This is a genomic window from Cupriavidus sp. GW823-FHT07A04 (assembly GCF_058794615.1).
Genome location: NZ_JBXAHA010000007.1, coordinates 115,865 through 133,002, shown reverse-complemented (window position 1 = coordinate 133,002; position 17,138 = coordinate 115,865). Strand labels below are relative to the sequence as shown.

The 17,138-nt window shown below is 67.4% G+C and carries 14 protein-coding genes; 9 read left to right on the top strand and 5 right to left on the bottom strand.

The features are described 5' to 3' along the window. Positions 1–179: 179 nt before the first annotated feature. On the top strand, positions 180–2,135 hold the full coding sequence (locus AC1Q7Q_RS14005; RefSeq protein WP_492372848.1) for a methyl-accepting chemotaxis protein: 1,956 nt from the start codon (positions 180–182) through the stop codon (positions 2,133–2,135). Between the two features lie 16 nt (positions 2,136–2,151). Here the strand turns inward: AC1Q7Q_RS14005 and AC1Q7Q_RS14000 are convergent, their stop codons facing one another. Next, positions 2,152–3,060 carry a DMT family transporter gene (locus AC1Q7Q_RS14000; RefSeq protein ID WP_492372847.1) on the bottom strand — a complete coding sequence of 303 codons (909 nt, stop codon included), beginning with the start codon at positions 3,058–3,060 and terminating at the stop codon, positions 2,152–2,154. A 267-nt stretch (positions 3,061–3,327) separates the two neighbouring features. On the opposite strand from AC1Q7Q_RS14000, the gene AC1Q7Q_RS13995 reads away from it, so the two are divergent. The 3 genes from AC1Q7Q_RS13995 (at position 3,328) to AC1Q7Q_RS13985 (ending at position 4,414) form a co-directional block, all read left to right on the top strand. Continuing rightward, positions 3,328–3,510 (top strand): hypothetical protein, encoded by a 183-nt coding sequence (locus AC1Q7Q_RS13995; protein WP_150993302.1) that lies wholly within the window; start codon positions 3,328–3,330, stop codon positions 3,508–3,510. Positions 3,511–3,570: 60 nt separating this feature from the next. Continuing rightward, entirely contained in the window at positions 3,571–3,819 is a 249-nt protein-coding gene (locus tag AC1Q7Q_RS13990) for a GlsB/YeaQ/YmgE family stress response membrane protein (protein ID WP_017230370.1), read from the top strand. Between the two features lie 100 nt (positions 3,820–3,919). After that, the gene (locus AC1Q7Q_RS13985; RefSeq protein ID WP_174423971.1) at positions 3,920–4,414 is read left to right on the top strand and encodes a hypothetical protein; all 495 of its coding nucleotides are present in this window, start codon (positions 3,920–3,922) and stop codon (positions 4,412–4,414) included. Positions 4,415–4,483: 69 nt separating this feature from the next. Here AC1Q7Q_RS13985 and AC1Q7Q_RS13980 read toward each other — a convergent pair whose 3' ends face one another. From AC1Q7Q_RS13980 to AC1Q7Q_RS13965, 4 genes are all read right to left on the bottom strand, one after another. Beyond that, positions 4,484–5,626, bottom strand: a complete 1,143-nt coding sequence (locus tag AC1Q7Q_RS13980; protein ID WP_492372846.1) for a tetratricopeptide repeat protein — start codon at positions 5,624–5,626, stop codon at positions 4,484–4,486. A 49-nt stretch (positions 5,627–5,675) separates the two neighbouring features. After that, on the bottom strand, positions 5,676–6,410 hold the full coding sequence (locus tag AC1Q7Q_RS13975) for a site-2 protease family protein (RefSeq protein WP_492372845.1): 735 nt from the start codon (positions 6,408–6,410) through the stop codon (positions 5,676–5,678). A gap of 37 nt (positions 6,411–6,447) precedes the next feature. Next, positions 6,448–7,362 carry a DUF2167 domain-containing protein gene (locus tag AC1Q7Q_RS13970; protein WP_492372918.1) on the bottom strand — a complete coding sequence of 305 codons (915 nt, stop codon included), beginning with the start codon at positions 7,360–7,362 and terminating at the stop codon, positions 6,448–6,450. 1,255 nt (positions 7,363–8,617) lie between these two features. Then, positions 8,618–9,394 (bottom strand): IclR family transcriptional regulator, encoded by a 777-nt coding sequence (locus AC1Q7Q_RS13965; protein WP_492387174.1) that lies wholly within the window; start codon positions 9,392–9,394, stop codon positions 8,618–8,620. A 125-nt stretch (positions 9,395–9,519) separates the two neighbouring features. Here AC1Q7Q_RS13965 and AC1Q7Q_RS13960 point away from each other — a divergent pair, with 125 nt between their 5' ends. From AC1Q7Q_RS13960 to AC1Q7Q_RS13940, 5 genes are read left to right on the top strand one after another with little or no spacing between them, the layout of a single operon-like run. Further along, positions 9,520–11,139 carry an acyl-CoA carboxylase subunit beta gene (locus AC1Q7Q_RS13960; protein ID WP_492376373.1) on the top strand — a complete coding sequence of 540 codons (1,620 nt, stop codon included), beginning with the start codon at positions 9,520–9,522 and terminating at the stop codon, positions 11,137–11,139. Between the two features lie 46 nt (positions 11,140–11,185). Next, on the top strand, positions 11,186–12,346 hold the full coding sequence (locus AC1Q7Q_RS13955) for an acyl-CoA dehydrogenase family protein (protein WP_492376372.1): 1,161 nt from the start codon (positions 11,186–11,188) through the stop codon (positions 12,344–12,346). Between the two features lie 46 nt (positions 12,347–12,392). Beyond that, entirely contained in the window at positions 12,393–13,268 is an 876-nt protein-coding gene (locus AC1Q7Q_RS13950) for an enoyl-CoA hydratase/isomerase family protein (RefSeq protein WP_492376371.1), read from the top strand. A 44-nt stretch (positions 13,269–13,312) separates the two neighbouring features. Next, on the top strand, positions 13,313–15,331 hold the full coding sequence (locus AC1Q7Q_RS13945) for an acetyl/propionyl/methylcrotonyl-CoA carboxylase subunit alpha (RefSeq protein ID WP_492376370.1): 2,019 nt from the start codon (positions 13,313–13,315) through the stop codon (positions 15,329–15,331). Next, a complete protein-coding gene (locus AC1Q7Q_RS13940; protein ID WP_492376369.1) occupies positions 15,328–17,130 on the top strand; it encodes an acyclic terpene utilization AtuA family protein in 1,803 nt (600 codons plus the stop codon). Before AC1Q7Q_RS13945 ends, AC1Q7Q_RS13940 begins: the two co-directional genes overlap by 4 nt. The last annotated feature ends 8 nt before the right edge of the window (positions 17,131–17,138 follow it).

Here is a 17,138-nt window from a genome sequence, read left to right as displayed (position 1 = left end):
CTGATCTCTGCTCCTTGCATGCGCGCGCTGATTTTCCGCCCGTTTAGCGTGCATTCTGCACCTGCCTTGTGCCTTTTCAGCCCCGCCCTTGTGCACGCGAAAAAAGCCGCGAAAGCGCGCTTCAGTCAGCGTTCAGCCGGCCGATACAAGACGCATGCAAGCGATTTTTTGGGATCTTCGTGGCTACTTTTCTCTCCCCCGCCGTGCGCCTGATGGCGCGCCTCACCATCACCCGCAAGCTGCTGTTGCTGGCCATCCTGTTCCTGATCCTGCTTGGCGGTGCGCTCTATGCGGTGCTGAGCCTGTCAGTGCAGACGATCCGCGCCTCGCAGGACGAACTGAGCGGCCTTGCCATTGTCGACCGCGCGCTCGATTTCATGCGCGAGACGCAGGTCCGTCGCGGCGCGGCCAATGCGGTGCTCGCTGGCAACGCTGCGTTTCGCGCGACGTTTGACGGTGCCGATGCGAAGGCCGCCGCACACCTTGGCGAGCTAATGAAACAAGCCGGCGAGGCCGCGCGCTTCGATGTCATGCCTGACGCACGCAAGCTGGAGCAGTCGTGGCAACGCATGCATGAAACGGGCCTGAACGCCACAGCCGGTGCGCTGTTCGACATGCACAGCGCGCTGGTCAAGCAGACGCGGCTGTTTATCGGCGATGTGGCCGACCGCTCTTCGCTCGCGCTCGATCCCGACAGCGGCTCGTACTACCTGGTGACGCTGATGGTGGGGCAGATGCCCAAGCTGGCCGAGCTGAGCGCGCTGGCGCGCGGCAGGGGCGCGGCCATCATCAGCCAGGGTGGATACTCTGACGCGGCGCAGCAAGCCGAGCTGGCCGCGCTGGGCGAGCAGATCCAGGACGGGCTGGAATCCGTGCGGCGTGACATCGACCGCGTGATGCGCGGCGCCCCGGCGTATCGCCCGCGGGTGGAAGGCGCGCTCGCGCAACTGGCCGCGATGGACACCTTTTACCGCACGCTGAAGGAAAAGATGCTCGGCAGCGGCGGCATCGCCATCGAGGCCAAGCCCTATTTCGACGAGGCGACGGCGGCCATCAACGCGGTCTCCTCGGTCAACAAGGCGTTTTCAGGGATTGCCCGCGATATGCTGGAGCAGCGCATCGCTGCCGATATGCTGCAGCTCGAGGTGCTGGCCGGGGTCGCCCTGCTGGCCGTGGGCGCGGCGTTCTACCTGTTCGCCGGCTTCAGCCACGGCATGCGCGCCGACGTGCAGCAAGTGGCCGGCATGGTGGGCCGGATCAACGCCGGCGACCTGTCCATCACGCTGGAGGTGCGCGGCAGCGACGAACTGAGCCACGTCAAGCGGCATCTGCTGTCGCTGGTGGACACCTGGCGCGCGCTGATCGGCGATACCAAGGTCGGCGCGCAGAACGTGCTGGTGGCCGCCGGCGAGATCGCGCAAGGCAACCTGGACCTGTCGCAGCGCACGGAGGAGCAGGCCTCGTCGCTGCAGCAGACGGCCGCCAGCATGGAGCAGCTCACCGCGATCGTGCGGCAGAACGCCAGCAGCGCGGACCAGGCCAGCGCGCTGGCGGGCGAAGCCTGCGACATCGCCGTGGCCGGCGGGACCTCGGTGGGCCGCGTGCTGCGGACCATGGGCGAGATCGAGGCCGATTCCAAGCGCATCGTCGACATCATCGCGGTGATCGACGGCATCGCGTTCCAGACCAACATCCTGGCGCTCAACGCCGCGGTGGAAGCGGCGCGCGCCGGCGAGTACGGGCGCGGCTTCGCCGTGGTGGCCACCGAGGTGCGCAGCCTGGCGCAGCGCGCCGGCAGCTCCGCCAAGGAGATCCGCACGCTGATCTCGCAGTCGGTGCAGCGGGTCGAGGCCGGCTCGGCGCTGGCGGGGGATGCCACTGCCACCATGGACAGCATCGTCGCCGCGGTCAAGCGCGTGACAGTGATGATGGACGAGATCAGCCGCGCGTCGCAGGAGCAGAGCAGTGGCATTGCCCAGGTCAACCAGGCCGTGACGCAGATGGATCAGGTCACGCAGCAGAACGCGGCGCTGGTCGAGCAGGCCGCCGCCGCAGCCGATGCGCTCAAGGAGCAAGCCCAGCGCATGGAGCGTTCGGTGGCGGTCTTCCGGCTGGATCCGGCGATCGCGGCCTAGGCGGCCTTGGCGGCGTTCAGCGCCGGTTGGCGATCCAGATGCCGGCCACGATGGCGCCCAGCCCGGCCGCGTGATACCAGCGCGGCCAGTCGCCCAGCAGGGCGGAAGACATCAGCGCGGCAAAGACGGGTGTGAGCGTGAAGAAGAATACCGGCAACTGCGCCCCGGCGCGGGCAATGGCACGGTCCCAGGCAAAGTAGGCCAGCAGCGAGGGGATTGTTGCCACATACACCAGGATGCCGAGCGCCTTGCCGTTCCAGTGAATCGGCACGCTTCCCGACAGCAGCTCCCACGCGACGAACGGCACGCAGGCCGCCACGCCCGCCACGATCTGCGCAAACAGCAGCACGGCCAGCGGCAAGTCCGGGCGCTTCTTGCGCAGCAGCCAGGTGTAGGCGCTCCAGGTGATGGTGCCGGCCAGCATGAACAGATCGCCGGCCACGAAATCCAGCTGGGCCAGCCGCCCGGGATCCCCGCGCAGCATCACCACGCCCACGCCGGCCAGGCATAGCAGGGCACCCACCACATGCCAGCCGCGCACCCGCTCGCGGAAGAACAGCGCGCCGATGATCAGCAGGAAGATCGGGGCGGAAGCGCCGATCAGCGTCACGTTGATCGGCGACGACGTGGTCAGCGCCAGGTACTGCATGGCGTTGTAGACCGAGACGGAGAGCATGCCCATGGCGGCAATCACCCCGGCATGCTGGCGCAGCGTGGCGGCATGCTCGCGCACGCCTCGCCAGACATAGGGCGCGAGCAGCAGCCCGGCCAGCGCCCACCGGGCAAAGTTCAGCGTGATCGGCGGGATGGCGCCGGCGGCGTAGTGGCCGACGATGGCGTTACCGGCCCAGCTCAGCGGCGGGAATGTCAGCAGGCCAAGCGTGCCCCAGTCAAGCCGGGCGCGGCCGGTGGCGGAAGTGGTCATCGGAGGGTTGTCGTCCTGTTCGTATTCTTGTTGTTCTTCTTGTTGTTTTGTTTGTCTTGTTTTCTGCCGGCATTATGCCGCAGGCGTGAATTGCAAACGATTGTGACTGGCGTGCTGTTGGCGGATGCGTTGCGCTAGTCTTCCCACCATCCGCACCACCCGGATACGAACTGTTACATAGCGCTGTGTTTTCGCTGTCAACACGCGCTGCCACCGGGCCGTTTTTACAGGCAACGCGCAAATTGCGCGCCTCACCTGGAGATAGACATGAAGAAGGTACTCGCCATCCTGACCCTCGGACTCTTCGCTGCTGGTGCTTTCGCCCAGGCACCGGCCGCCGACGCCCCCAAGGCGCCTGCCAAGGTCGAAAAGAGCGCGCACAAGAGCAAGACACACAGCAGCACCAAGCATACCAAGGCGGCAACGCCGGCCAAGTCCGCCGCGCAGTAATGCGCGGGTTCAGGGTGCGCTCCGCTGGGGGCGCACCCCTTTTTCTTTTCTCCTGACGCCATGCACCTGATCTGGACCATTCTTATCGGCTTCGTCGCCGGGCTCGTAGCGCGTGCCATTACCCCGGGCAACGGCCCCAGCGGGTTCTTCCTCACGGCCGCGCTTGGCATTGGCGGCGCGTTGGCGGCCACCTTTCTCGGGCAAGCCCTGCACTGGTATCGCCCGGGGCAGTCGGCAGGCTTTATCGGCGCCGTGGTAGGCGCGGTGATCCTGCTGCTGGCCTATCACCTGATCAGCAAGAAGAGCTAGGCCCCGTGCCGCTGATGGCTATACTCCAGCAGCAATAGCCAAGCACCAAGAACCAAGAACCAAGCAGCAGCACCCGCAACGCAGATCACGGAACCCGATCATGAGCCTGATGGACTTTTTGCAGAACGCAGCCTCCGCCCTGGGCGGCAATCCCGAGCAGCAGGTGGACCACATCGCGCAGAACGCCCCGGAGGGCGCGCTTGGCCAGTTGCTGGCCGGCGCTTTCCATTCGGATCAGACGCCGGCCTTCGGCAACATGGTGGGGGAGTTGTTCGGCCAGTCCAACGGCGCGCAGCAGGCTGGCATGCTTAACCAGTTGCTGGCAACGCTTGGGCCGGCGGTGTTGTCCGGGGCGGCAGGCGGCGCACTGGGCAATCTGCTGCAGCCCGGCGCGACCCAGGTCACGCCCGAGCAGGCCAGCCAGCTGAGCCCGGCGCAGGTGCAGGAGATCGCCACCCACGCCGAGCAGGTCCATCCGGGCATCGTCGACCAGATCGCCGGCTTCTACGCGCAGCACCCCACGCTGGTCAAGACCATCGGGAGCGCCGCGCTGGCCATTGCGCTGGCCAAGTTCAAGGAACACCAGCAGGGCTGAGTATCTGGGCTGGCATGGGCTCGAAGGCCTTGCCGTGGCGCCCCGCGACCTTAGCGCGGGGCGGTGTGCTTACGGCAGTTCCACCTGCAGGCGCGCCAGTGTGCGCAGCAGCGTTTCATCATCGGGCGACAGGTGAGTCGCCATCGCAAACGCGGCGCGCGCCTCGTCCTTGCGATTCAGTTGCCACAGCGCTTCGCCCTTGTGCACCAGGCCTTCCACGCGTGCGCCCAGGTTGCCCTCGGTGCCCTCGCCAAAAGCGGCCAGCGATTGCTCCATGTAGCCGAGCGCCTGCTCCGGCTGGCCCAGGCGGAACAGTGCCCAGCCTTTGCTGTCGAGGATAAATGGGTCGTCCGGCGAGTGAACCAGCGCCTCGTCGATCATCGCCATGCCGCGCCCGACCATCCAGTTCGCATCGACCAGCGCATAGCCAACCTCGTTCAGGTTCTCCTTGGCGAGCGGCGCCAGGCCAAGCGCGATATCCAGCTGCCTGTCGTCCCGGCCGGCAATCGCCAGGTCGATCAGCTTGCGCCGCACGCGCGCCTGGAAATTCGCACTGATTTCGTCTTTGCCGGCCTCGTAGCTGGCCAGCATCTGCCGGAACACGGCCGCCGGCCCGGCGCTGGCGGGCAGGGCGGCGATGGTCTCGGACTGGCGCTTGCACCAGGCATATTGGGCCGCATCCATACTGCCAAACTCATAGTCCAGGCTGATCGTCTGGGCCTTGTGGCTTTGCGCATAGTAGGTATAGCCGCGGCTATCCGTCCTGTTGCAGAACAGGAAACCGTCCTTGAGGTCGAGCACATAGGGCAGGCCGCCCATGGGATGATTGCTGGTCTCGCCGCGCAGCAAAAACGACTCCCCGAAATCCCCTTCGCCGATGATCGGGTTGAGGATCCACTTGCCCTTTGGATAGCGCTTGGGCAGCCGCACCGACACGGTATTGCCCTGCTTGTCGGTGATGCCGAAGATCACACTGTCCTGCTCGTTCGGCTTTGGCATGACGCCTGCGATCCGCTGGCCCGGCAGGAACAAGCGGTAGCGGGCCTCGGGCAGGGGCCGGTCGGTGGCCGGATCGCGCAGCACGAACCGGTGCACCTGCGCGCCTTCGCCGAGCGTGCCCGGCTGGTGGTAGTCACGCGCCAGGGTCAGGGCGGGAATGGTTGCCACAGCCAACAGGACTGCGCCCTTCAGGTAAAGCGTCTTGCTTCTCATTGTCTTGGTATTCAAGTTGAATTGGATTCGGGCGATTGGATTCGGGCGCTCAGGCGCCCATGCCGCTGGCGCGCAGGCTGCCCAGCATGCCGTGCAGGTCATGGCTCATGACCGCCAGGAACGCCACCAGCCCGAGGTAGTACAGCGTATAGGTCAGGCGCATTTCCGCGCTGATGGTGTAATAGGCGCGGTTCTCCGGGGCCCGCGGATCGTAGCGCCAGGCCTTGAGCAATTGCGGGGCCGCCAGCAGCGCCACCAGGATCAGGATCGGGCTGGGGCGCCACAGGAACATCGCCACCAGCACCGGCACGCCAAGGAACCAGATGCGCGGCGACAGCACCGCGGTGACGCGCCCGCCATCGAACGGCGAGAGCGGGATCAGGTTGAACAGGTTGATAAAGAAGCCCGCATAGGCCAGCGCCAGCATCAGGCCGCTGCCGGTGCCGCGGCCGATGTAATAGCAGGCCAGCGCGCCCAGGGTGCCAACCACCGGCCCCGCCAGCCCGATATAGGCCTCGGTCTCGACGTCGACCGGCTGGTCCTTGAGTTCGACCCAGGCCCCGACGAACGGAATGAAGGTGGGCGCGCCCACGGCCAGCCCGCGGCGGCGCGCGGCCAGGAAATGGCCCATCTCGTGGACAAAGATCAGCAGCACGAAGCCGGCGGCATAGCGCCAGCCGAAGATCAGCGCATAGGCGCCGATCGACAGCAGCATGGTGCCGCCCGTGGTCAGCAGCTTGCCCATCTTCAGGCCGCCCATGAGCAGGAGCAGCAGTTTGGTCATGGGTACAACTCCGTCGCCGAAGGGCGGGAATGCGGCTTCACTTCGGCTCTGCGGGACCGGACGGCTTGCGCTTGAACCACTTGGTGGCGGAATAGCCGATGCCCGCCACTGCCAGCATGATCACCTTGGCGAACTTGGCGAAGAACGCCGCCAGGATGGCCAGCAGGCCCAGCTTCTTCGCCGCTACCCCGCCGATCAGCGCGGCCAGCCCGTATTCCGCCACCTTGTCCGTGCTGGAATTGAAATCCGCATAGGCCTTGCCCTCGGAGAAGTCGAGGTTGGACAGCAACGTGCGCACCACGGGCTTGTTGGCGTCGACCTGGTCGCGCGCGGTGATCAGGTTCAGGCTGACGTAGCCTTCCCGCCCGAGCGCATAGGTGTTGTAGTTGACGGATTGCGGGGCATCGGCCGGCTGGCCTTTCTCGCGTGCCGACATCGACCAGATCAGCCGATGGCTGGCCGCCTCATAGTGGGGCCGCTCCACCCAGCCGACGATCTCAAGCCCGCGGATGCCGCGCTTCTCCCGCTCCTCGTTGGCGGCTTCCGTGCCTTCCTTGAGCGATTTGAAGAGATCGTCGACATTCCAGTCCTTGGCGTCGTCGTCGCGGATGTAGCCCGAGGGCTCGTACTTGGCCACCACCATCCAGTCGTCGTCGCCGGCGGGCAGCACCAGGCCGAGCAGCCGCTCGTCGGTGAGGTTGCCCATGGCGTGCATGAGCTTGCCGGCGGCCGGCTGGGGAATGAAAACTTCCTTGGCCGGCAGCTTCAGTGTGGCCTGTTCGCCCAGTTTTACCGTGGCCGGACCCGCCTGGGCGCTGGACTGCGCTGCCTGCCAGGCTGCCTCCATCTCCTTTTCCTTGCTCTCGCTGCCTTGCGCCAGCAGGCTGCCGGAAGCTAGGAGGCTCATCCCGCATGCCAGGCCGGCCAGCACGCCACGCAACTCGTGACCCATCATTCCCACAATGACTTCTCCCTTCACTTGATTATTTGTTTGTTTTTTTGTGGCACTGCCTGGGATGGTTGGGGGAAGGGGGGCTTCCTGTGGCCTCGCATGCAGTGCAATTGCCCGATATTTCGGTGGTTGGTGATTTTAGCGTTTTTTTTATTTGCGGCAGGGGAAGGTGATATTGCTTTGCTGGGTTGGTTGCTGTTTTTTTTGTCGGCGGTGGCATTTTGCACCCTCAAAGGGGCATAGGACATCGCTCTGCTGGGGTTGGTCGCTGTTTCTTTGTACGGCGTTGGTTTTTGGACCCAAGAGCCATACGACATCCCCCTGCGGGGGCTGCCGGTCACTCTTCTTTGCGTCGGCAAAGAAGACTAACGAGAAGAAAGCCGACCCTGCCGGGGGCAGAGCAATCGGGCTTATGTGGGCGGTGGTTACGTCGTACGGCCCGTAGTGTTGGCTGGCCTTTGCCATACCGGCTTGGAGGGCATCGTAACTGCATGACCCAATGGTCACGTGGTGGTGCCCCTGATTGCTTTGCGCGGTGAGCATTCGGGCATCTGCCGTTCGCGGTGCGCAGCACCACGATCCTGCCTGCCTTGGTGGTTTCGTGGTTTTGTCTCTGGCGGCGGGCGCCAGGGCATGTGATGCCCTGCCGTACCGGCGCGAGCGGCATCTTGCTTCCCCCCTCTGGTTTCGTGGTGGGCACCGTGGCCCGTCCGCGAGGTCCGCGCTTGCACCTCACCGCGCTCGTCCTCCGAGACAAAACCACGAAACCAGCCACATCCGAAACGGCGCAGCACTTCGCACCGCGAACGGCAGATGTGTGAATGGTCACCGCAAGCGAGGTCAGGGGCTGCACCACGTAACCATTGGGTCATGCAAATGCGATGCTCTTCGAGCCGGTAGGATTCGCTAGCCAGCACTCCGGGCCGTACGACGCAACCACGGAGGCCGGACAGCCTTATTGCTCTGCTCCCGGCAGGGTCGGCTTTCTTCTCGTTAGTCTTCTTTGCCGACGCAAAGAAGAGTGACCGGCAGCCCCCGCAGGGGGATGTCGTATGGCCCTTGGATCCAAAAACCATCGCCGATGAAATAAACAGCGACCAGCCCCGCAGGGCGATGTCGTACGGCCCTTGGGTCCAAAAACCAACGCCGTACAAAGAAACAGCGACCAACCCAGCAGAGCAATGTCGTATGGCAATTGGGTGCAATAACCATCGCCGTACAAAGAAACAGCGACCACCCCCCCAAAAACCAAAACTCACCCAAACACCCCCCTAATCATCCCCCCGATCTCATGCCGCCGAGCCACCGGCATCCGCGAAGCCGTAGACACAATACTGATCGCCGCTTCCCCGGCAAAAGGCAACGCAAACGCATACCCCACCCCCGCCACGCCCCCCGCGCCAGCCAGCGCATATCCCAGCTTGCGACTGCGCTCCACACCGCGCTGCAGCTTGAGCAGGCTAAGTCCGCTCCCCTCGTACTCAGCCCGATGCCGTTCATAGTGCGCGACGATCTCCTCATCGTCGAGCTTGGCCAGCAGCGCCATGCTGGCAGTTCCCTGGCCCAGCAGGCGGGTGCTCCCGTTGAGCAGATGGAAATGCTGTACGCGGTGGCTGCCTTCCTCGGCGTGCATGCAGTAACCATGGTCGCCGATGCGCACGATCAGGAACACCGTATCGCCGGTCTTGCGCGCCAGCGCTTTCATGCGCGTGGCGCAGGCGCTGGCCAGTGGCGAGCGGTTCATGGTGCGCAGGCCCAGCGCCATGGCTGCCATGCCCAGCCGGAAGCGCTTGCCTGGCTCGTCCTGCACGGCGAATCCCGCGTGGGTGAGGTAGCGCAGCATGCGGTGGGCCGTGGTGCGGTCGATGCCGGTCTGCGCCACCAGTTGCGGCAGGGTCAGGCCTGACTCGTGGTGTTCGGCCAGCAGGCAGAGCAGGGTAAACGCGCGGTCCAGGCTCTGGACGCCGGGGATGGCTGGAGACGGCGGGGAGGGCGGGGAGGGCGGGGACGAGGGCGTAGGCAGGGCGGGCACAGGCAGCATCCGGAGGTGCATCAAAGACGAGTTTGTGCACATTATGCACAAATCACCATGTTGCGCTTGTCGTGCCACCGCGGGTGGTTTGGAATCGATGCATTCCTTGTCCAATGCCCAGCGCCATGCTTCCCATCGAGTCCCGGATCGATCCCGCCAGTCCCGCCTTTGCCAGCCAGCGCGCTGGCATGCAAGCCCTGATCGAGCGGCTGCGCGCGCTGGAGCAGCGCGCCGTTGCCGCTTCCGAACGTGCCCGCCCGTCCTTCGCCAGGCGTGGTGCGTTGCTGCCGCGCGAGCGCCTGGCGCGCTTGCTGGATCCCGCTACCGCTTTCTTGCCGATCGCCAACCTGGCGGGCTACGGCATGGATGATCCCGATCACGACACCTCCATCCCCGGCGGCTCGCTGGTGGCCGGCATCGGCCTTGTCCAGGGCGTGCGCGCGATGGTGGTGGCGACCGATTCCGGCATCGATGCCGGCGCCATGACCGAGGGCGGCAACCTCAAGCTGATGCGCTGCCAGGAGATCGCCCTGGAAAACCGCCTGCCGTTCATCCACCTGGTGGAGTCGGCCGGCGCCAACCTGCGCAAGTACCGCGTAGACAAGTTCGTGCGCGGCGGCGGCATCTTCTACAACCTGGCGCGCCTGTCCGCTGCCGGGCTGCCGGTGATCACCGTGGTGCACGGCTCGTCCACCGCGGGTGGGGCTTATATGCCGGGCTTGTCCGACTACGTGGTGATGGTGCGCGGCCGCGCCCGTGCCTTCCTGGCCGGGCCGCCGCTGCTCAAGGCCGCCACCGGCGAGATCGCCACCGACGAGGAGCTTGGCGGCGCCGACCTGCACGCCACCGTCAGCGGCCTGGCGGAATTCCTGGCCGAGGACGACGAGCATGCCATCGCGCTGGCGCGCGACGTGGTGGCCAGCCTGGACTGGCCGGCCGTGGCGCCGCGCCAGCCCCAGCCGGCGCAGCCGCCGCGGCTGGACGCGGGCGAGCTCGATGGCGTGATGACGCTGGATGTGAAGAAGCCCGTGGACATGCTGGAGATCATCGGCCGCCTCACCGACGACTCCGCGTGGCTTGCGTTCAAGCCGGACTATGGCACGGCCACCGTCTGCGGCCGTGGCCGCATCGAGGGCCATGCCGTGGGCTTTATCAGCAATAACGGCCCGATCGACCCGGCGGGCGCGACCAAGGCCGCGCAGTTTATCCAGGCCTGCAACCAGAGCGGCACGCCGATCGTGTTCCTGCAGAACACCACCGGCTTTATCGTCGGCCGCGCCTCGGAAGAAGCCGGCATGATCAAGCATGGCGCCAAGATGATCCAGGCGCTGTCGAACTCCACGGTGCCGCAGGTCACGATCTACTGTGGCGCATCGTTTGGCGCGGGCAACTTTGGCATGTGCGGCCGGGGCTTTCGCCCGCGCTTTTGCTTCTCGTGGCCCAACGCGCGCACCGCGGTGATGGGCGGCGAGCAGGCTGCCATGACGCTGGAGATCGTGGCGCGCCAGCAGGCCGAGCGCAAGGGCGTGGCGGTGGACGAAGCGCGCCTGGCGCAGCAGACCGGCGAGATCGTCGCCAACTTCGAGCGCCAGGCCAGCGCCTTCGTCACCAGCGGGCTGTTGCTGGACGACGGCGTGATCGACCCGCGCGACACCCGCGCCGTGCTGGCCTTCGTGCTGGCTACCGCCCGCGAGGCCGAAGCGCGCGCGCCGCGCGCCATGCAATTTGGCGTGGCGCGGTTCTGATCGCCGCGCCGCGAACACACTGACAAGAAAACCGGAGACCTCCCACATGCTATACACCGAAGACCATCGCAACATCATGGACAGCATCCGCCGCTTCGTGTCGGCCGAGATCGATCCGCATGTCGACGCGTGGGAAGCCGCGGAGATCTTCCCCGCGCACGCGTTGTTCAAGCAGATGGGCGAGCTCGGCTTTCTTGGCATCACCAAGCCGGTGGAGTACGGCGGCCTTGGCCTCGACTTCTCCTACGCGGTGGCGGCTGCCGAGGCCCTGGGCTATGTGCATGCGCAAGGCATCGGCATGGCGGTGGGCGTGCAGACCGACATGGCTACGCCGGCGCTGACGGCCTTCGGCTCCGATGCGCTCAAGCGCGAGTTCCTGGCCCCGGCCATCGCCGGCGAGGCGGTGGCGGCGATCGGCGTGTCGGAGGCCGGTGCCGGCTCCGATGTGGCATCGCTCAAGACCCGCGCGCGCCGCGATGGCGACGACTACGTGATCAGCGGCTCAAAGATGTGGATCACCAACGGCACCCAGGCTGACTGGATCTGCCTGTTGTGCAATACCTCCGATGGCCCGGTGCACAAGAACAAGTCGCTGATCATCGTGCCGCTCAAGCAAGGCGGCAAGCGCACCCCCGGCGTCGAGGTGCAGAAGATCAAGAAGTTCGGCATGTGGTGCTCGGACACCGCGCAGATCTTCTTTGACGAAGTGCGGGTGCCGGTGCGCAACCGCATCGGCGAAGAGGGCATGGGCTTTATCTACCAGATGAAGCAGTTCCAGGAAGAACGCCTGAATGGCGCGGCGCGCCGGCTCGCCTGCAACGCGCTGATCGAGGAAACCGCCGACTACCTGCGCCAGCGCATTGCCTTTGGCAAGCCCTTGCTGGACAACCAGTTCATCCAGTTCAAGCTGGCCGAGCTCAAGACCGAGATGGAGGCCCTGCGCGCGCTGGTCTACATGGCGACCAGGACCTACATCGACGGCGGCGACGTGGTGGAGCTGGCGTCCATGGCCAAGCTCAAGGCCGGGCGGCTGTCGCGCGAGGTGGCCGACTGGTGCATGCAGTTCCAGGGCGGCATGGGCTACACGTGGGACAACCATGCCTCGCGCGCGTATCGCGATTTCCGGCTCGGCTCCATCGGCGGCGGCGCCGACGAGGTGATGCTGACCGTGATCGCCAAGCAGATGGGGCTGATGACAAAAGGCTGACCGCCCGCCATCGCCTGCTGTTCCAAGTCTTCTCATCTCTCCAGTCATGACCAACGCAGTCAATACAGATGCCGGCAATTTCGCCAATGACGCCCACGTCGTGATCGTGCGTGACGCCCAGGGCGTGCTGTTCGTCACCCTCAACGTGCCCGCCACGCGCAACGCGCTCGCGCCGGAAGTGGTCGCCGCGCTGGCGCGCGCCGTAGAGCGCGCCGAGACCGACACCACGGTGCGCGCGCTGGTGTTGCGCGGCGCCGGCGGCGTCTTCTGCGCGGGCGGCAATGTCGGCAATTTCAAGGCGAGGCTGGACGCGGGCGATGCGCCGCAGGACCCGGTGGCGAGCCGCAACCGCGAGTTCGGCTACTTCATGCAGCGCCTGGCTGCGCTTCCCGTGCCCGTGGTGGCGGCAGTGGAGGGCGCGGCCATGGGCGGCGGCATGGGACTGAGCTGCGCCGCCGATATCGTGCTGGCCACGCGCGACGCGCGCTTTGCTCTGTCGGAAACGTCGCTGGGCATCATTGCCGCGCAGATCGCGCCCTTCGTGGTGGCGCGCATCGGCGCGGCGGCCACGCGGCGCCTCGGCTTGTCCGGCGAGCGCGTCAACGGCGACACGGCGGTGGCGCTGGGGCTGGCCGATGCGCTGGCCGAGGACAGCGCCGCCCTCGATGCGTTGCTGGCCGAGTGGCTCACGCGCATCTGCCGCTGCGGGCCACAAGCCAACCGCGCCTTCAAGCCGCTGGTGGCGCGCACCGGACAGGTTGCGCAGGGCGCCTTGCTGGACGAAGCCTCGTACCTGTTCGCCCAATGCATGCGCAGCGAAGGCGCTGAAGGCATTCAGGCTTTTCGCGACAAGCGCGATGCCGCGTGGGTGGTGCGCTTTGACGCCGCCGCCGTGCGCGCGGCGCAGGCCACGCAGGGCTGAACGCACACAACCTTATCCAGATACTCCGCATCCCGAGACGCCTCATGTCCGCTACCAGCCGACCCTTCCACACTTTGCTCGTCGCCAATCGCGGCGAGATCGCCATGCGCATCATGCGCACGGCGCGCCGCCTTGGCCTTGCCACCGTGGCGGTCTACTCCGAGGCCGATCGCCATGGCCCGCACGTGGCGTACGCCGACCGGGCGGTGCGCATCGGCGACGCCGCGCCGCGCGCGTCCTACCTGAACATCGCCGCCCTCATCGAGGCGGCGCGCCGCAGCGGCGCGGATGCGGTGCATCCCGGCTACGGCTTCCTGGCGGAGAACGCAGGGTTCGCCGACGCGGTGGCGCAGGCGGGCCTGGTCTTCGTCGGCCCGCCTGCCACCGCCATCCGCGCCATGGGCAACAAGGCCGAGGCCAAGCGCCTGATGCTGGCCGCGGACATGCCCTGCATCCCCGGCTACCAGGGCGAGGCGCAGGATGATGCCGCGCTACTGCAGGCCGCCGCGCCCATCGGCTTTCCGCTGATGGTGAAGGCCGCGGCCGGCGGCGGCGGACGCGGCATGCGCCTGGTGCACGACGCCCATGCCTTGCCCGGCGCGCTGGCAAGCGCCCGTTCCGAGGCTACGGCCGCCTTCGGCTCCGGCCAGCTGATCCTGGAGCGCGCGGTGATCGCGCCGCGCCATGTGGAGATCCAGGTCTTTGCCGATACGCAGGGCCATGTGATCCACCTGGGCGAGCGCGACTGCTCGGTGCAGCGCCGCCATCAGAAGGTGGTCGAGGAGGCGCCGTCCCCGGCGGTATCGCCCGCGCTGCGCGCCCGCATGGGCGGCGCGGCGGTGCGCGCCGCGCAGGCCATTGGCTACGTGGGCGCGGGCACCATGGAGTTCCTGCTCGATGGCGACGGCAATTTCTACTTCATGGAGATGAACACGCGCCTGCAGGTGGAGCACGCCGTGACCGAAGCCATCACCGGCTTTGACCTGGTCGAGTGGCAGCTGCGTGTGGCAGCCGGCGAGCCGCTGCCGGTCACGCAGGAGCAGGTCGCGCTGCGCGGCCACGCCATCGAGGTGCGGTTGACCGCCGAGGACGTGGCCGCCGGCTTCCTGCCGCAAGGCGGCCCGGTGCTGCGCTGGCGCGCGCCGGGCGCGGGGCACGATGTGCGGGTGGATCATGCGCTGCAGGAGGGCGGGGAGATCCCGGTTCACTACGATTCGATGGTAGCCAAGCTGGTGGCCCATGGCGCCACCCGCGAGCAAGCACGCCGCAAGCTGCTGCGCGCGGTGGAGCAGACGGTGCTGCTGGGCGTGGCCAGCAACCAGGGCTTTCTTGCCGATTGCCTGGCGCACGAGGCCTTTGCGGGCAACCAGGTGCATACAGGATTCGTCGACACGCATATGCAGGCGGCACTGCGCGCAACGCGCCCAGCGCTGGCGCAGGTGGCCTGCGCGGCGCTGGCAGCAGCCGGGCTGCTGGCGGCATCGGCGCGCCCCGCACTGGTGGCGCCGGGTTGCAGCCTTGGCTTGCAGGCGGGAGAGCAACAGTGGCGCGTGGATCTGCGTGCCGTCGCGCAAGGCTGGGAGGTGGCGGTGCGCGGGGGCGAGGGTGAGGGCGAGGGTGAGGGCGATGGCACGTCCGCCGAGATCGTCCGCGTGCGCGTGCTGCGCGCCGACGAGGCGCAAGGCAGCGCGCTGGTGGAATGCAACGGCATGGCGTTGCCGCTGGTATTCGCCACCGAGGGCGATGCCGTGCATCTGTTCAGCGCGGGCCGCGCATGGCGCTTCGCACGCCTGGACCCGCGCCAGAAAAAGCGCAAGCCCGGCGGCGCTGAGCGCGCCGGCGCGCTGCTGGCGCCGCTGAGCGCGCGCATCGTGGCCGTGAAGGCGGCAGCGGGCGAGCCGGTGCAGGCGGGCCAGGTGCTGGTGGTGCTGGAGGCCATGAAGATGGAGCACGCCATCGTCGCGCCGTTCGACGGCGTGATCGCGCAGCTGCATGCCCGGGAGGGCGGGCAGGCGCGCGCGGGTAGTTTGCTGGTGAAGGTGGACGCAGGTGCGCAAGCATGAACACCACAAACGGCACACCCAATACGGCACGCACCGTGCGCATAGGCGGCGCTTCCGGTTTCTGGGGCGATTCCGCCATCGCCACGCCGCAACTGCTGGCCGTTCCGGGCCTGCAATACCTGGTCTACGACTACCTGGCCGAGACCACCATGTCGATCCTGGCCCGCGCCCGCGCCAAGGACCCCGCGCTGGGCTACGCCACGGACTTCGTGCAGGCCGCGATGGCGCCGCACCTCGGCCAGATCCTGGCGCGCGGCATCCGCGTGATTGCCAATGCCGGCGGCCTCAACCCCCAGGCCTGCCGCGACGCGGTGATGGCCGCCGCCGCGCGGCAAGGGCTGGCACCCAAGGTGGCGGTGGTCAGCGGCGACGATGTATTGCCCGCCTTCGAGGGCTGGCGCGCCGCGGGCCTTACCGATCTCCATACCGGCGCCACGCCGCCTGCCGAGCTGATGTCCGCCAACGCCTACACCGGCGCGCAAGGCATCGCCCGCGCGCTGGCGATGGGCGCCGATATCGTCATCACGGGCCGCTGCGTCGATAGCGCGGTAGTGGTCGGCGCGCTGGCGCACGAGTTCGGCTGGCAATGGCACGACTGGGACCGGCTCGCCGCCGGCACGCTGGCCGGCCACGTCATCGAGTGCGGGGCGCAGGCCACCGGCGGGTTGTTCACCGACTGGCAGCGCGTGCCGGACTGGGACCGCATCGGCTACCCGGTGATCGACTGCGCGCAGGACGGCAGCTTCGTGCTCTCCAAGCCCGAGGGCACCGGCGGCCTGGTCGATCCCGCGGCCGTGGCGGAGCAGGTCCTGTACGAGGTGGGTGACCCCGGCAACTACCTGATGCCTGACGTCACTTGCGACTTCCGCATGGTGCGCACGGCGTTGCTGGCCCCCGGGCAGGTGCGCGTGCATGGCGCCCGTGGCCGCGCCCCCGGCGCGAGCTACAAGGCCAACGGCACCTGGCAGGACGGCTACCAGCTCAGCCTGATGATGGCGATCCGCGGCATTGACGCACCCGCCAAGGCCCGCCGCACCGCCGACGCGCTGCTGGCGCGCACCCGCGCCATGCTGGCCGCCAACGGCTTGGCGGACTACAGCAGCACCGTGGTGGAACTGCTCGGCTGCGAGTCGCAATATGGCCCGCATGCCCGCGTGCTGCCCACTCGCGAGGTGGTGCTGCGCATCGGCGCGCGCCATGCGCAGGCCAAGGCGCTGCGCTTCCTGCAGCGCGAAGGCTCGTCGGCGGGCACCTCGATGGCCGCCGGCACCCGGTCATCCTTCGCCGGCCGTGTCGATATCCAGCCGGTGGTCAAGGTGTTCTCCTTCCTGGTGCCGAAGGCGGAAGTACGGATGCAGGTCGCGCTGGACGGCCAGACGCAGGCGCTTGCCTGCGCCGCCGTCGTGGGCGAGCTGACGGCGCCGGCCGCGCTGGCGGTGGTGCCGGCGCCCGCCATTCCCGGCGGGCCGCGCGTCACCGTGCCGCTGGTCACGCTGGCCTATGCGCGCAGCGGCGACAAGGGCGACGACGAGAACATCGGCGTGATCGCCCGCCAGCCAGCGTATCTGCCGCTGCTGCGCGAGCAGCTCACCCCGGCTGCGGTGCGCGGGTATTTTGCGCATCTGGTCGAGGGCGAGGTGGAATGCTTCGAGGTACCCGGCTTGCACGCCCTTAACTTCCTGCTGCACCGCGCGCTGGGCGGCGGGGGCGTGGCCAGCCTGCGCTCCGACCCGCTCGGCAAGAGCTACGCGCAAATGCTGCTCGATTTTCCGCTCACGGTGCCGCAAGACTGGGCGTAGGCCGGCGG

Coding starts and splice junctions, on each gene's coding strand:
- AC1Q7Q_RS14000 (WP_492372847.1), bottom strand. CDS start 3,060: ATGACCACTTCCGCCACCGGCCGCGCCCGGCTTGACTGGGGCACGCTT.
- AC1Q7Q_RS13995 (WP_150993302.1), top strand. CDS start 3,328: ATGAAGAAGGTACTCGCCATCCTGACCCTCGGACTCTTCGCTGCTGGT.
- AC1Q7Q_RS13990 (WP_017230370.1), top strand. CDS start 3,571: ATGCACCTGATCTGGACCATTCTTATCGGCTTCGTCGCCGGGCTCGTA.
- AC1Q7Q_RS13985 (WP_174423971.1), top strand. CDS start 3,920: ATGAGCCTGATGGACTTTTTGCAGAACGCAGCCTCCGCCCTGGGCGGC.
- AC1Q7Q_RS13980 (WP_492372846.1), bottom strand. CDS start 5,626: ATGAGAAGCAAGACGCTTTACCTGAAGGGCGCAGTCCTGTTGGCTGTG.
- AC1Q7Q_RS13975 (WP_492372845.1), bottom strand. CDS start 6,410: ATGACCAAACTGCTGCTCCTGCTCATGGGCGGCCTGAAGATGGGCAAG.
- AC1Q7Q_RS13970 (WP_492372918.1), bottom strand. CDS start 7,362: ATGGGTCACGAGTTGCGTGGCGTGCTGGCCGGCCTGGCATGCGGGATG.
- AC1Q7Q_RS13960 (WP_492376373.1), top strand. CDS start 9,520: ATGCTTCCCATCGAGTCCCGGATCGATCCCGCCAGTCCCGCCTTTGCC.
- AC1Q7Q_RS13955 (WP_492376372.1), top strand. CDS start 11,186: ATGCTATACACCGAAGACCATCGCAACATCATGGACAGCATCCGCCGC.
- AC1Q7Q_RS13950 (WP_492376371.1), top strand. CDS start 12,393: ATGACCAACGCAGTCAATACAGATGCCGGCAATTTCGCCAATGACGCC.
- AC1Q7Q_RS13945 (WP_492376370.1), top strand. CDS start 13,313: ATGTCCGCTACCAGCCGACCCTTCCACACTTTGCTCGTCGCCAATCGC.
- AC1Q7Q_RS13940 (WP_492376369.1), top strand. CDS start 15,328: ATGAACACCACAAACGGCACACCCAATACGGCACGCACCGTGCGCATA.